Annotated in this window: 11 protein-coding genes; 4 read left to right on the forward strand and 7 right to left on the reverse strand. The window is 69.9% G+C overall.

Features of this window, described 5'->3' with window-relative positions:
* The first annotated feature begins 112 nt into the window (after window positions 1–112).
* Window positions 113–2,485 (forward strand): lysylphosphatidylglycerol synthase transmembrane domain-containing protein, encoded by a 2,373-nt coding sequence (locus tag ACFYWJ_RS06040; protein ID WP_355275180.1) that lies wholly within the window; start codon window positions 113–115, stop codon window positions 2,483–2,485.
* 4 nt (window positions 2,486–2,489) lie between these two features.
* Here ACFYWJ_RS06040 and ACFYWJ_RS06045 read toward each other — a convergent pair whose 3' ends face one another.
* Window positions 2,490–3,002: a hypothetical protein gene (locus ACFYWJ_RS06045; RefSeq protein WP_355275178.1), complete on the reverse strand. Its 513-nt coding sequence runs from the start codon at window positions 3,000–3,002 to the stop codon at window positions 2,490–2,492.
* A gap of 301 nt (window positions 3,003–3,303) precedes the next feature.
* On the opposite strand from ACFYWJ_RS06045, the gene ACFYWJ_RS06050 reads away from it, so the two are divergent.
* Entirely contained in the window at window positions 3,304–4,071 is a 768-nt protein-coding gene (locus tag ACFYWJ_RS06050) for a GntR family transcriptional regulator (RefSeq protein ID WP_355275177.1), read from the forward strand.
* Window positions 4,072–4,081: 10 nt separating this feature from the next.
* Here the strand turns inward: ACFYWJ_RS06050 and ACFYWJ_RS06055 are convergent, their stop codons facing one another.
* The 5 genes from ACFYWJ_RS06055 to ACFYWJ_RS06075 form a co-directional block, all read right to left on the reverse strand.
* The gene (locus ACFYWJ_RS06055; protein WP_355275175.1) at window positions 4,082–5,515 is read right to left on the reverse strand and encodes a threonine/serine exporter family protein; all 1,434 of its coding nucleotides are present in this window, start codon (window positions 5,513–5,515) and stop codon (window positions 4,082–4,084) included.
* Between the two features lie 203 nt (window positions 5,516–5,718).
* Window positions 5,719–6,837 carry a nitronate monooxygenase family protein gene (locus ACFYWJ_RS06060; RefSeq protein ID WP_355275173.1) on the reverse strand — a complete coding sequence of 373 codons (1,119 nt, stop codon included), beginning with the start codon at window positions 6,835–6,837 and terminating at the stop codon, window positions 5,719–5,721.
* Between the two features lie 43 nt (window positions 6,838–6,880).
* The gene (locus ACFYWJ_RS06065) at window positions 6,881–8,239 is read right to left on the reverse strand and encodes a wax ester/triacylglycerol synthase family O-acyltransferase (protein ID WP_355275171.1); all 1,359 of its coding nucleotides are present in this window, start codon (window positions 8,237–8,239) and stop codon (window positions 6,881–6,883) included.
* A gap of 222 nt (window positions 8,240–8,461) precedes the next feature.
* Window positions 8,462–9,289 carry a hypothetical protein gene (locus ACFYWJ_RS06070; RefSeq protein WP_355275170.1) on the reverse strand — a complete coding sequence of 276 codons (828 nt, stop codon included), beginning with the start codon at window positions 9,287–9,289 and terminating at the stop codon, window positions 8,462–8,464.
* A 79-nt stretch (window positions 9,290–9,368) separates the two neighbouring features.
* Window positions 9,369–9,818 (reverse strand): MarR family transcriptional regulator, encoded by a 450-nt coding sequence (locus ACFYWJ_RS06075; RefSeq protein WP_355275168.1) that lies wholly within the window; start codon window positions 9,816–9,818, stop codon window positions 9,369–9,371.
* 106 nt (window positions 9,819–9,924) lie between these two features.
* On the opposite strand from ACFYWJ_RS06075, the gene ACFYWJ_RS06080 reads away from it, so the two are divergent.
* Window positions 9,925–11,103, forward strand: coding sequence for an MFS transporter (locus ACFYWJ_RS06080; RefSeq protein ID WP_355275166.1), 1,179 nt, complete (start codon window positions 9,925–9,927; stop codon window positions 11,101–11,103).
* Between the two features lie 120 nt (window positions 11,104–11,223).
* Entirely contained in the window at window positions 11,224–12,117 is an 894-nt protein-coding gene (locus tag ACFYWJ_RS06085; protein WP_355275164.1) for a DMT family transporter, read from the forward strand.
* Window positions 12,118–12,174: 57 nt separating this feature from the next.
* On the opposite strand, the gene ACFYWJ_RS06090 is transcribed toward ACFYWJ_RS06085, so the two are convergent.
* The gene (locus ACFYWJ_RS06090) at window positions 12,175–13,857 is read right to left on the reverse strand and encodes a cutinase family protein (protein WP_355275162.1); all 1,683 of its coding nucleotides are present in this window, start codon (window positions 13,855–13,857) and stop codon (window positions 12,175–12,177) included.
* Between the last annotated feature and the right edge of the window lie 171 nt (window positions 13,858–14,028).

A 14,028-nucleotide genomic window follows, 5' to 3' on the forward strand; every position in this document is an offset into this window, starting at 1 on the left:
CGGGCCGCGGCGATGTGACGGTCTGTGACGGGCTTCACCCGGTGTACGGTGACCGGGAATTGGGCCGATGTCACGGCGGGTCGACGGCGTGTCGGTGTGTATCGTGCGGCTCATGCGAGTCGACGGTCGGGAGATCCCGGTCACGGGAAGTCTCCTGCAGCCGCTGATCCGACGTACCAGCGACATCATCCGGGTCGTGCTGGCCGCGCTCGGGGTCGGTGTGGTGATCGCGGGCTCGCTGATCACCCGGCCGGAGTGGTTGGCGCTGGAACGTTCGGTGTCCAGAATCGTCGACTTCCTCAGCCCGGATCAGTCCACCCTGGTGTACCTGGTCTACGGCATGCTCATCCTCGCGCTGCCGTTCGCGATCCTGATCGAACTGGTGCTGCGCAGGCAGTGGAAGCTGCTGGCGGGCTACGCCGCGGCCGGGATGCTTGCGGTCCTCGCGCTCTCGATCACCGGCTCCGGCATCTCCACGCCGAAATGGCATATGCCGGTGCCGGATCGCTTCGACACCTTCCTCTCGCAGTTCCTCGACGACCCACGCTGGATCGCGATGCTGGCGGCCATGCTCACCGTCTCCAGCCCGTGGTTGCCGCCGCGGCCGCGGCGGTGGATGTGGTTCCTGCTGTTGATGTTCGCGCCCATCCACCTGGTCGTCAGCTCGGTGGTGCCCGCGCGGGCCATGCTCGGCCTGGTGGTCGGCTGGCTGGTCGGCGCGGTGATCGTCTGGCTGGTCGGCACCCCGGCGCTGGAGGTGCCGCTGGAAGCGGCGGTGCGGGTGCTGGCCCGGCGCGGCTATACCGTGCGGGCCTTCCGGGTCGACCGGCCCGCCGGGCGCGGTCCGCTGCTGCTGGGGACCGAGGTCGACGGGCCGGAGTCCGAGATCGTCGTCGAGATGTACGGCCGCGACCAGCGCAGCTTCGGCGCGATCAGACAGCTGTGGCGCTGGATCACCTTCCGTTCCAGCGAGACCGCCCCGCTGCACGGTTCGATGCATCGGGCGGTGGAGCACCGGGCGCTGATGGGCATCGCCATCGGTGACGTCGGCATGGCCGACTGTCACCAGGTCGCCGTCGCGGGCCTGGACCGTGGCTGGATGCTGTACGCGCACACCGTCCCGCACGGCACCCCGATCCGGAAGCTGTCCGCGCAGGTGCTGCCCGGGGTGTGGCGTTCGCTGCTGCGCCTGCACGAGAACCAGATCAGCCTCGGTGATCTGCAACCCGACAATGTGCGAGTCCACCAGGGCGACACCCTGTTCGGCGGTTTCGCCTTCGCCGAGTTCGGCGCGGCCGACGCGCAGCGCCAGACCGACATCGCCCAGCTGCTGGTCGCGACGACCTCGCTCTACGGCAAGCACGAGGCGGTGTCGGCGGCGATCGAGGTGCTGGGCGAGGCCGCGGTGATCACCGCGGCCCGGCGCCTCACCAAATCGGCCATGCCGACCGGCATCCGCAAGTCGGTGCCGCAGTGGACCAAGGTGATGGCGACCGCGCGCGAGGAGATCCGCGAGCAGACCGGTCACGACCGCATCCGCCCCGAACAGCTCACCCGCTTCACCCGCAACCAGATCATCCAGCTGGTGCTGCTGGTGGCCCTGGTCTACGTGGCGTATCCGTTCTTCAGTCAGGTGCCGACCTTCTTCAGCCAGCTGCGCACGCTGAACTGGTGGTGGGCGCTGCTCGGCCTGGTGATCTCGGCGCTCACCTATGTCGGCGCGGCCGTGGCGCTCGGCGCCTGCGCGGACTGGGTCGTGCGGTTCCGCGACCTGTTCCTGGAGCAGCTGGCCAACACCTTCGTCGCGACCACGACGCCCGCGGGCGTCGGCGGGCTGGCGCTGAGCGTGCGGTTCCTGCAGCAGGCCGGGATGACGACCATGCGGGCGACCGCCGCGGTGGCGCTACAGCAATCGGTGCAGGTCATCACCCATCTCGTGCTGCTCGTCATCTTCAGCGTGGTGGCGGGCACGTCGACCAACCTCGCGCACATCGTGCCGGACGCGACCGTGCTGTACCTGGCCGCCGGCGTCGGGGTCGGCCTGATCGGCGCGTTCATGTTCGTGCCGACGCTGCGCCGCTGGGTGAATCAGTCGGTGCGCCCGCAGCTCAAGGAAGTCCTCGGCGAGCTCGTCGACCTGGCTCGCAACCCCGTCCGGTTCTCGATGATCGTCGGCGGCTGCGGCGCGATCACCCTCGGACAGGCGCTGGCGCTGTGGGTCAGCGTCGAGGCCTTCGGCGGCGGAACCGATTTCGTCGCGGTCACCATCGTCACCATGATCGGCGGCACGCTGGCCTCGGCCGCGCCGACACCGGGTGGCGTCGGCGCGGTCGAGGCGGCGTTGATCGGTGGTCTGGCCGCCTTCGGCGTTCCCGCCGAGATCGCGGTGCCCGCCGTACTGCTCTACCGCGTGCTGACCTGCTGGATTCCCGTCGCCCTCGGCTGGCCGATCATGCGCTGGATGGGCGAGAAGCAGATGATCTGAGCGATCAATCCGCGCGCAGGGCGATCACCAGGCCGTCCTTGGTGCACACCGACGGGGTGGCGGCGTCGGGCTGGGCATTGCACTGCCACCCGTCGACGACGACCGAATCCGACGGGCTGATCGTGGTGACATAGCTGGTGGCCACGTCGATCGCCACGGTGCAGCCAGGCCGTCCCGCCGCGTTGCCGACCGCGATGACGGTGCGGCTGTGTCCGCCCGCGTCGGTGACCGGGCCGCAGTTCACGTCCTCGGGCAGCGGCGACGGCGTTGGCGCGACATCGCTGGTGGTGGTGACCGGGGGCGGTTCCGGGGCGGGCGACGGTGTCGGGCTCGGTGATGGCGGCGGCGCGATCGAGGTGCCGGTGGGGTCCGCGTGGGTGGTGGTGGGTGCGGTCGTCGTCATCGTCGTGCTCGTCGCGGGTGCGGCGTGGTCGTCGTTGTTGTCGCTACAACCGGACAGGCCCGCGAGCACGACGAGTCCGGCGGCGGCGGTGGCCGCGAGCCGAGTGGGTTTCACGCCAACCTCCAGTAGATGTTTAACTCCCCAGTTGCTGGCGTATTCAATCATGGTGGCGCGCAATGCTGTCTGATCCACGCGGGGCCGTGGCGCCTGATGTTTTGCCCGGTGCGCTCGCGTGCGATCGGTTATTCCTGGTGTTGCCGGTGGCTTGCCGATCAGGCCGTACGGTCGGTTCCAATCGGCGATCGGCCGTCGGACGTGAACCGCCCCACAGCCGCCGCTGGTACGTGCGGGGTGCGGTTCGAGCGCATAAACTGTCTGGGACGTAGCCGGATGATGACCGAGAGGTGTTGTTTCGATGGGATCCCGGACGGTGGTCGCCGACGTCGCCGACGAATTGGCGCGCCGGGTCGCGACCGGTGAGTACCGGCCCGGCGATCTGATGCCGTCGGTCCGCCAGGTCGCCGACGAGTTCGGGATGAACCGGGCCACCGCGCAACTCACCCTGGGCAGGCTCGAGTCCTACGGCTTCGTCGAGGCCCGCCGCGGCAAGGGCTTCACCATCCGCGATGTCCGGGAGGAGGGCGGCATGGATGTCTACCGGCATCTGTTCCGGTTCTCCGTCACCGCGCCCGCCGTCGCCGCGGAGATGTTCACCGACATCGTCGAGGTGGAGCGCGGCATCGTGCTCGAGGCGTTGCTCGGCTACACCGCCGCCGAGAAGGTTCTCGATTCCGCCGAGCTGGCCGCGGCCGTAGACGAGCTCGAGGCGATGGCCCGCCAGAGCGTGCCCGATCACGTCCGGATCATCACCGCCGAGATCGCGCTGGTGCGCAGGGTGCTCGGCGTGCTCGGGATGAGCATGCAACGCGCCGTGCTGAACTCGGTTGCCGACATGGTCGTCGAGGTGCCCGAGGCGGTCGCCGCCTACTTCGCCGTCGCCGCCGATCTGCACGTGCTCGTCTGGCGCGCGCTGCTCGCGGTGTGGGACGCCGACTCGGACCCGACCGAGGCGCAACTGGCCCTGTTCGAGGACCTGTTCGCGCTCTACCACGAGAAGGTCATCACCCGCTTCGACGAACTCGTCGGCGCGACACCGGCCGACGCCACGGCCGCCACCGCCTGACCGAATTGCCTCAGCTGTCTGGGTCGGAACGCTCGGCGGCCTCGGCCTGATGCTGCCAGGGCAGGTGCCGGCCCTGCGGCAGCATCGAATCGATGATCGGGCCCACGTTCGGGGTGCGCGTCGAGGACAGACCCGAGCCGACCATCACGCCGAGCGCGATCGACATCACCGACAGCAGCGCCGACACCACCACCTCGAGTCCGCTCGCGGCCGTGGTGCCGGTGGTGTGCATGACGACCTCGGACACCCCGGTCAGGCTGATGCCGCCGGGTACCAGCATCCAGAACGCGGGCAGGAACGCCACCTGCCGCGGCGGCGCGTGCTTGCGCCCCTGGATCAGATAGGCGGCGGGCACCGCCATCAGGCCGCCGAGGAAGGCGCCCGTCAGCGGCCCCGACAGCGTCTTGCCGACGAACTGGGCCAGATAGGTGACATAGAGGACGAGCAGCAGCCAGCCCACCGAGTTCTGCGGCGCGCTCGAGCGCCACGAATGCCCGAAGCCGATCAGCAGCACCCCGATCAGTGGCGCCCACCAGCCCAGCTGGGCCTGGCTGACCGCCGGATTCGACAGCGGTCCGAGCACACTGATGCCCACGTAGAGCCCGAAGGCCAGCAGGAACAGCATGTTGATGCCGTAGACCACCCGGCTCGCGCCCGCGACCATCGACCCGGTCGCCAGTTCGATCGTGCCGTTGGTGAGCATCGCGCCGGGCAGCAGCGTGGCGATCGCCGGAATCACCAACTGGGTGGGCTGCCCACCCGAGAGCGTGCCGGGGAAGCCGAACGCCAGCACCGCGACCAGCGCCGCCGCGATCACCGGCAGGGCCAATGACAGCAGCCGGACCTTGTCGGCGAGCTGGGTCAGCGCGCCGACGACCAGCCCGAGCACCACGTACCCGACCAGCGCCCTGGCCGCCGGATTGAGCATCATCCCCAGCCCGACGGTCAGTACCACCTGGCCGAGCAGGATCAGCCACGGCGGGCTGCCCGGTTTCGCCGACAGGATCGCGTCGAGTTCCCTCGCCGCGTCCCGCGGCGGCGGCGCGTCCGCCTCGATGTGGTCGATGAGCCGGTAGAGCCCGGCGATCTGGTCCAGCGGCAGCGTGCCGACCGAGGCGTCGAGCATGTCGATCGCGGACCCCTCCGCGGTGCGCACCCGCACGAACACCGCGGTGGGCAGCACCATGAAGTGGATGTTGTCGGTGCCGTAGCGCCTGGACAGTCTGTCGAGGATCTCCTGCACCCGCGCGGAGGTCTCGCTGGCGCCGACGAGCGCGACGCCGATGCGGCACAGCAGAATCAGCAGATCGGCGGGCACCGGCGGCTCGGCCGGATGCGGTGGTGACGGCGCGCCCGCCGCGTAGTCGGCCCTGACCCTGGCGATGGCGCGGGCGACCCTGCGCCGCGTCGCCGTCCAGGAAGAACTCTTGCCGTCCGAAGCCATGTCACCGCCGCAGTGTTTCGGAGCGCTGGGCGCTCGAGTCGCGGCCCCTGGTGTCCCACCGGTCAGGCGACGGCGCCTGACCGGCGGGACGGCCGCGACGGCCGACTGCGTCGGCCTGCCCCTCCGCGAGGTCGGGGCGTGCGGGGTCGTGTTCTTCGGGGCCGGGGTAGCCGGTAGCTGAAAGGTTACCCGAGCCCCGGTGCTCAGCCGTTGAGCTTGGTCAGCCGGTCGTAGGCGGTGACGTACTCCTCGACCAGCCGGTTGACCACGTCGGCGCTGCGCTCGACCTTGTTCATCATGCCGACGACCTGGCCGACCGGGTTGAAGTTCACATCCTTGGCCGCTTCGGGGTAGCGGTGGCCGCGCTTCACGCCGTCGAGGGCGACCATCATCTGCAGCGGCATCGGCAGCGGGTCGGGGTTCTCGGTGTCCTCCCACGCGTCGGTCCAGTCGTTGCGCAGCATCCGGCAGGGCTTGCCGGTCCAGGAGCGCGAGCGGATGGTGTCGTGGCTGGTGGCCTCGAGGTAGGTGTCCATCTGCGCGGGCGGCACATTGGCCTCCTCGACGGTCAGCCACAGCGAGCCGGTCCACGCGCCCGCCGCGCCCATCGCCAGCGCCGCCGCGACCTGCGCGCCGTTGCCGATGCCGCCGGCGGCCAGCACCGGGGTGTCGCCGATCGCCTCGATCACCTGCGGCCACAGCACCAGCGAGGACACCTCGCCGCAGTGGCCGCCGCCCTCGGTGCCCTGGCAGACCACGAAGTCCAGCCCGGCCGCCTTGTGGTTCATCGCGTGCTTGACCGAACCGCAGAGCGCGCCGATCACCCGGCCGGAGTCCTGGATGCGCTTGACGACGTCCTCGGGCGGGGTGCCGAGCGCGTTCGCGACCAGCTTCGCCTTCGGGTGGTTCAGGATCACGTCCACCTGCGGGCCCGCGGTGGTCGCGGTCCAGCCGAGCAGCTCGTTGTGGTGCTCACCGTCGGGCAGCGCCGGCACGCCGTGGTCGGCCAGGATCTTCTGCGCGAAGTCGCGATGGCCCTGCGGAACCATCTGCGCCAGCTGCTTTTCCAGCTGTTCGGGGGTCAGGCCTTCCACGCCCTTGCCCTCGTACTTCGACGGGATCACCAGGTCGACGCCGTAGATGCCGTTGACGTGCTCGTCGAGCCAGGCCAGCTCCACTTCGAGCTGTTCGGCGGTGAAGCCGACGGCGCCGAGCACGCCGAGTCCGCCCGCGTTGCTCACCGCTGCCACGACATCGCGGCAGTGCGTGAAGGCGAAGATGGGGAACTCGATGCCGAGCTGTTCGCAGAATTCGGTACGCATACCGAACTGTAACACGTTCTATTTTGCTCGATAAGGGCCAATTTCAGGCCGCCGCGGCCTCCAGCTCGGTCAGCGAATCCTCCAGGTGATCGAGCAGTCGATGCAGGTCGGGCAGGGTGCGGCGGCAGCCGACCAAACCGAAATCGAGATTGTCGCCATTCGAGGTGAGGGTGATGTTCACGGCCTGGCCGTCCAGCGGGATGGACAGCGGATAACTCGCGTCCAGCCGCGCGCCGTTCCAATACAGCGGCTCCCGCGCGCCCGGCACATTCGAGATGACGATATTGAACGGCGGCGTCGCCATCGAGGCGAAGCCGGGCAGCAGCATCGCCGCCATCGGGCTCAGCATCACCCCGGCGACCGCGAGCGTCTGGGCGGGCGTCAGCGAGCGGTAGACCTCCTTGTTGCGCCGCGTCGACTCGCTCACCACCCGCAGCCGCTCCAGCGGATCGGCGACATCGGTGCCGAGATTGCACAGCAGCGCCGCGATCTTCACGCCCTGGGTGTCGGTGTCGTCCTCGTCGCGCAGCGACATCGGCACCATCGCGATCATCGGCTTGTCCGGCAGAGCGTCGCGCTCGAGCAGGTAGGCGCGCAGCGCGCCGGCCGACATCGCCAGCACCACATCGTTGACGGTGGTGCCGGTCGCCTTCTTCACCTGTTTGACCCTGTCCATCGACCAGGTGCGCACCACGCATTTGCGGGCGCCGCCGATCGGCACGTTGAACAGCGTGCGCGGCGCCTCGAACGGCAGCGTCAGCTGCTGCTGGAGCAGTCCGGTGCGGGTCGCCTTCATCAGCGCCGCGGTCGAGGAACCCGCCGAGCCGAGGCCGCCGAGCAGTCCGCCCAGCCGGGAGCGCTGCTCGCGCGGCGCGGCGGGCCGCTGCTTGCGCGGCAGGTTCCACGGCGTCTTGATCTCGGTCGCGAAGGGGTCGGTGGTGAGCGTGCGCCGCAGTAATCGCTGCGCGGAGACGCCGTCGATCAGCGAGTGGTGCATCTTCGAGTAGAGCGCGAACCGGCCGTCGGCCAGGCCCTCGACGAAATGCATCTCCCACATCGGGCGGTGCCGGTCGAGCAGGGCGCTGTGCAGGGTCGAGGCGTGGTCGAGCAGCTGCTCGATCCGGCCCGGCGCTGGCAGCGCGCTGCGCTGGAGGTGGAAGTCCAGGTCGACGTCGTCGTCCTGGGTCCAGGCCAGCTGTGGTGCGCCCAGCCAGGTGGCGGGGCGCTTGCGGAAGGTCGGCCGAAAGGTCTTGTCGGCGAGCAAGATTTCGCGGAACTCGCGCAGATAGTCCGGCCCCGCGTCCTCGGGCGGCTCGAACAATTGCAGTGAGCCCACATGCATCGGGTGCTCACGGGATTCCGCGAGCAGGAACAGCGCATCCAACGGCGCGATGAACTCCATAACAGATCGCCCCCTGACGAGAGTGGTTCGGTGCAAGTCTGTAGACGATCGACCACGCTGTCGGGTCGGCACTGTGACGCATCACGTGCCGCCTCCCAAGTTACCTGCCCCATCCCGCCGGCGTCAGGTGAACGGCGACACCGCCGCACGTCCGACACGGTTGTGCGCTCCACTCAGCGAACTGGACGGTCGCGCAGATCAGGCGGTGTTTCCGGGTTCGGGTCAGACCTTCGCGGGCTCGGCCTGGCGGGCTTCGGCCGGGGGCTCGACGGCGTCGGCCAGGCGCAGCACGGCGGTGTGCTCCTCGACCGGCTGCTCGAAAGGCGCTTCCTCGACGGGGGTTTCGGCGACCGGCTCGGCGGCCTCCTCGGCGACGGGCTCCGCGACGGGCTCGGCCACCTGCGGCTCGGGGGCCGGAACGGGCGCGACCGCAGGGCCTTTCGTGGTGGCGATGTCGATACCGAGCTCGACCCTGGTCGTCTCCACCAGCGCCCGCTCCTGCTCGGCCGCGTGCCGCATGGCCTTCTGCCACAGCGAGGCCATCTCCTCCAGCTCCTCGACCGTGGCCTCCACATCGATGTGCAGCTTCAGCCGCTGCATGGTGATGTGCTGGGCGGCGGTCAGGGTGCGCAGCAGGTCTTCGCACTTGTTCGGGATCCGGCGGTGCGCCACGACCCGCAGCCGGGTCAGCATGGCGGTCGGGCGGTCCCAGATCACCTTGTGGATCTGGGCGCCGACGCCGTCGATCTCCTCCGCGGTGACGAGGTCCCACTCCCCGCAGCTGGTCAGATCGGCGCGTACCGAGGCCGAGGTCTCGAGGATGGCGGCGACCGCGGCGAGCACCGCCTCCCGGCGCCACGCCTCGTGATCGCGCTGGTCACCCACCATGTTCGACAGCTCGACATTGCGCTGCGCGGCGTCGAGTGCCTGCCTGCCGCGCTCGTCGGCCGCCGCGATGCCCTCGCGGTGGGTGCGGTTGTTGGCGATGACACCGACCAGAACTGCGGCGGCGACGACGAGCGAACCGAGGAGTGGGAGCCACTGAGTCACCCGCCGATCATTGCACCGAGGCACCGCACAGTCACCATGATCGGCGCGTTGCCTGGCGATGTCGTACGGAGTGTCGCGGTCAGCGGGGTGCCGGAACCCGGTGCAGGAAGCCGACGAGCGGCGCCAGTTCGGGGACCCGCTCGGCGTCCGAAAGTGCTTGTTCCAGTACCCGATCGTGCGTCGGGCGGGCCTTTTCGTAGGCGGCCCTTCCGGTTTCGGTGAGCTCGGTGTAGATGCCGCGCCGGTCGTCCGCGCACAGCACCCGGACCAGGAAGCCGCGATCCTCCAGCCGGTTCACCAGCCGGGTCGTCGCGCTGGCCGACAGCGCCGCCGCGCGGGCCAGCTGCGAGATGCGCATGTGCCAGCCGTCCTGGCGGGCCAGCGCGTCGAGGACCGTGTATTCGACGACCGACAGTTCGTGCTCGCGCACCAGCTCGCGTTCCAGCGCGCTCTCGATGTGCCCGTGCAGTGCGGCCAGGGTGCGCCAGCCGGTCGCCCGCACCTCGACGGCGTCATCCGCAATACCCATGGGCCGAGTATAGCTGGCGGTTGCAATAGAGCGCGTGTGCAACTATCGTCGCCTAGGGTTAGTTGCACACGCGTGATATCGGCGTAGAACGGAAGGAAGCGCTCACATGCCACTCGGTCTCATCGCCCTCGCGCTCGGGGGCTTCGGCATCGGACTCACCGAGTTCGTCATCGCCGGTCTGCTCTCGGCGGTGGCCGACGACATGGCCGTCTCCGTGCCGACCGCCGGCTACCTCATCTCCGGCTACGCGCTGGCCGTCGTCGTCGGCGCGCTCGCGCTCACCCCGGTGGTCAGCCGGTGGCAGCCCAAGCGGGCATTGCAGCTGCTCATGGTGCTGTTCACGGTCGGCAACGCCGCCTCGGCGCTGGCGCCCGGCTACGCGGCGCTGCTCGGCGGACGGGTGCTCGCCGCGCTCGCGCACGGCGCGTTCTTCGGCATCGGCGCGGTGCTGGCGGCCTCGCTGGTGGCACCCGCGAAGAAGGCGGGCGCCATCTCGATCATGTTCGGCGGGCTCACCATCGCCAATGTGCTCGGCGTTCCGCTCGGCACGTTCATCGGTCAGCAGTGGGGCTGGCGGGCCACCTTCGCGGTGATCACCGTCGTCGGGCTGGTCGCGCTGGCCGGCATCACCGCGCTGGTCCCGGACGCGCCCGCGGCGAGCGCGCGGCCGGATCTGCGGGCCGAGCTGGCGGTGTTCCGCAACGGTCAGGTCTGGTACTCGCTGGCGATGACCGTGCTCGTCTTCGGCGGCATGTTCGGCGCGTTCATGTACATCGAGCCGCTGCTCACCCGGGTCACCGGGTTCTCCGACGGCGTCGTCCCGTGGCTGCTGGTGCTCTTCGGTGTCGGCTTGTTCTTCGGCAACCTGTTCGGCGGCCGCTGGGCCGACCGCGCGCTGACCCGCACCCTGCTCGCGCTCACCCTGGCCCTCGGTCTCGCACTGGTCGCCTTCGCGCTGCTGGCCGATCACAAGCTCGCCGCGCTCCTGCTGCTGCCCGCCATGGGCTTCTTCGGCTTCGGCGCGACGCCGGGCCTGCAGATGCGCGTGCTCGACCACGCGGCCGCCGCGCCGACGCTCGCGTCCTCGGCGAACATCGCCGCGTTCAATGTCGGCAACTTCCTCGGCGTCTGGCTGTCGGGACTGGCGATCGGCGCGGGCTTCGGCTGGGTCTCGCCGCTGTGGGTCGGCGCCGGGTTCGCCGCCACCGGGCTGGTCGTGCTGATCGCGGCCACCCGCGGCCCGCGCACCGCGGCGCCAGCGGTCCGGGAGTCCGTCGCGGTCTAGTCGCGGTGGCCGGATGTTGACGAAATATGTCACTCCGGCCACTCGGCCGACCACCGTGCCAAATCATAGGATGACCCGGGCGAGTGTGGACCTCGCCGGGGAACGAAACGGTGGTGATCGGTGAGTAAGCGCGGATGGGTGCTGTTCCTGGCGCTCGGCGTGATCTGGGGCGTGCCCTACGCGATGATCCGGATCGCGGTCGAGAGCATCGACCCGGTGGTCGTCGCCTTCGGGCGCACCGTGATCGGCGGCCTGCTCCTGCTGCCGATCGCCCTGTACACCAACGCCTTCCGCGGCGTGCTCGCCCGCTGGCGAATGCTGCTGGCCTACACCGCGATCGAGATCGTCGGCCCGTGGGTGCTGCTCGGCTATGCCGAGAAGACCTTGCACAGTTCCACGGTCGGCCTGCTCGTCGCGGCGGTGCCGCTGATCGCGATCGTCATCGTGACCCTGCTCGGCCACGACCGCTTCGACGGCCGTCGCACCGTCGGCCTGCTCATCGGCTTCGCCGGCGTCGCCGCGCTGGTCGGCCTCGACCTCGACCTGACCGACCCGATGGCGCTGACCGCCGTCGCGGTGACCACGGTCGGCTACGCGATCGGCCCGATCATCTACGACCGCACCCTCGCCGACCTGCCCGCGCTCGGCGTCGTCACCGCGTCGCTGCTGCTCGCCGCCCTCGTCTACACCCCGTTCACGGCCGCGTCCTGGCCCGCCCACATCCCCGCCGACGCCGCCTGGTCGATTCTCGGCCTGGCCGTGATCTGCACGGCCACCGCCTTTCTCGTCTTCTTCGCGCTCATCGCCGAGGTCGGCCCGGCCCGCGCCACCGTCATCACCTACATCAATCCGGCCGTCGCCATCGTGCTCGGCGTCGCGGCGCTGGGCGAACCGCTGACGATCGGCATGGCGATCGGATTCCCGCTGGTCGTCATCGGATCGATCATCGGCACCCGGCGGACCGCGCGGGTGCGCGACGCGCTCCCCGAACCGGTCGCCGAACCCACCTCCTGACACGAAAATCCCCGGTGGGCAACGAAAACGCTGCCCACCGGGGATCGTCCGGTCCGATCAGTTCGCCGGCGCCGTGGTGGTCGTGGTGCTCGTCGGCGCGACGGTCGTGGTCGGTGCCACCGTCGTGGTCGGCGCGGGCGCCGTGGTGGTGGTGGCCTTCGGCGCGGGGGCCTCGGCCTGGTTGGTCACCGGTTCCGGGGCCTGCGTCGTGGTGGACGGCGCGGTGGTCGACGGCGTCGTGGTGCTCGGCGCGGTCGTCGTTCCGGTCGACGAGGTGGTGGTCGGCGTCGTCGTCTTGGCGGTGCTGGTCGCCGACTTCGACGTCGTTGTACTCGCCGCCGCCGCGGTGGTGGTCGTGGCCGGCTTGGTCGGCGCGGCCAGCGCGGCGGTCACGTCGGCATCGGTCGGCGCCGACTTGGTGTTCACCGTCTCGCCCGCCTGCGCCTGCTTGGCCAGGTGGGTCAGCCACGCCGCGGCGTACTCGGCCGAGGTCATCGGCTTGCCGTTGGCGGCGTCGGAGTCACGCCAGTAGTCGAAGTGATGACCGGTGCCGTTCGGGCCGAGCGTCAGCTGGTACGGGTCGCTCATCGCCACCGGGATGGTGTTCTGGTTCGTCACGATCAGCCCGACGATCTCGTTGAACACCTTCTGCGGCAGGTACGCCAGCGGCGAGACCTGCTCGGCCGCGATGGTGTCGGCCTTGGCCGGTGCCTTCGTCTCGCCCGGCTTGTAGTCCGGGTCCGACACCTTCAGCAGCACGTCGAGGAAGGTCTCGTCGCTGGCCATCCAGTTCGGGTTGGCGGCGATGTCGGAGAAGGCGGCCATCGCGATCCGGCCGAGGGTGAAGGCCATGTCCTGGCCGGTGGCCGGGGTCAGGCCGTCGCGCTGCAGGTCGTCGACGTTGATCTGCCGTCCGACATTGGCGGCCAGCTGGAGCAGGGAGATGTTCTCCGGCGCCGCGCAGGTGAGGTCGCCCTCGGAGCAGAAGGAGGCGATCTTGCCGTTCAGCGCGCCGAAGCCGCCGCCGGTGGTCACGCCCTGACCCGAGACCGGCTTGGTGCCGTTCTGGTACTTCTGGTCGAAGCCGTCCGGGTTGGCGAACGGGTCCTCGGCGCCGATGAACGGGCCTTCCCCGGCCTTGCGACCGGCGTCGGCGAACATCACCACGCCGAGCACGTCGTCGGGGTCGACCACCGAGTAGCCGTCGGCGGGGTTGTCGTTGCCGATGCCCTCGGCGACGCGGCGCACCACGTCGGCGCCCTCGCTGTAGCCGACGATGGAGAACTTGGTGTCCGGGCAGGCGGCGGAGATCTCGCGCATCACCTGCTGGGTGTTGGCCACGCCCTGGTTGACCGCGTCCTCGTAGGTCCGCATGTCCGCCGGGTAGGCGATGTAGATGGCCGCGTACTGGCCCTCGGCCAGGTCGTCGCGCGGGGCGTTCACCACCGGGTCGACCCACACGCTGCTGTGATCGCCCGACAGCGCCGCGGGCAGCGGGTTGCCGTTCGCGTCGAGCAGCATCGCCGTCGTCCCCTCGACGGGGGTGTCGTTGCGGCCCGCCACCGAGATGGTCACCATCTCGCGGCACTCGGTCACCGAGGTGGTGAGCTGGTAGGAGGGGGACTCGGGCTGCGACGTCACCGCGAACGACGCGGCGACGATGGCCGCGACACCCAGCGCCGCCGGTGCGGCGACAGCCGAAGCGATGCGATGTTTCGCAAGGAACTCGCGCAGATTCATGGTGTGATCCCGTTCGAATGACCTACAGGTGGGCAGGCCCCCCGACGGGCCGTTTGTCACGACCTTTGTCGTCCCACCTCGGAAGATCGTTACTGCCGCGAACAGGAATCAGGTGCCCCCGATTCCGGGGGCAGCCGGCCCGGCTCCCGGACTTCGTGCTGGTAGGAGCCG

It is taken from the genome of Nocardia sp. NPDC003269, from assembly GCF_042888005.1.
Lineage (GTDB): Bacteria > Actinomycetota > Actinomycetes > Mycobacteriales > Mycobacteriaceae > Nocardia.

What these genes read in the sequence shown, in the direction of transcription:
- ACFYWJ_RS06040 (WP_355275180.1), top strand. Translation starts at nt 113, where the DNA reads ATGCGAGTCGACGGTCGGGAGATCCCGGTCACGGGAAGTCTCCTGCAG.
- ACFYWJ_RS06050 (WP_355275177.1), top strand. Translation starts at nt 3,304, where the DNA reads ATGGGATCCCGGACGGTGGTCGCCGACGTCGCCGACGAATTGGCGCGC.
- ACFYWJ_RS06055 (WP_355275175.1), bottom strand. Translation starts at nt 5,515, where the DNA reads ATGGCTTCGGACGGCAAGAGTTCTTCCTGGACGGCGACGCGGCGCAGG.
- ACFYWJ_RS06060 (WP_355275173.1), bottom strand. Translation starts at nt 6,837, where the DNA reads ATGCGTACCGAATTCTGCGAACAGCTCGGCATCGAGTTCCCCATCTTC.
- ACFYWJ_RS06065 (WP_355275171.1), bottom strand. Translation starts at nt 8,239, where the DNA reads ATGGAGTTCATCGCGCCGTTGGATGCGCTGTTCCTGCTCGCGGAATCC.
- ACFYWJ_RS06075 (WP_355275168.1), bottom strand. Translation starts at nt 9,818, where the DNA reads ATGGGTATTGCGGATGACGCCGTCGAGGTGCGGGCGACCGGCTGGCGC.
- ACFYWJ_RS06080 (WP_355275166.1), top strand. Translation starts at nt 9,925, where the DNA reads ATGCCACTCGGTCTCATCGCCCTCGCGCTCGGGGGCTTCGGCATCGGA.
- ACFYWJ_RS06090 (WP_355275162.1), bottom strand. Translation starts at nt 13,857, where the DNA reads ATGAATCTGCGCGAGTTCCTTGCGAAACATCGCATCGCTTCGGCTGTC.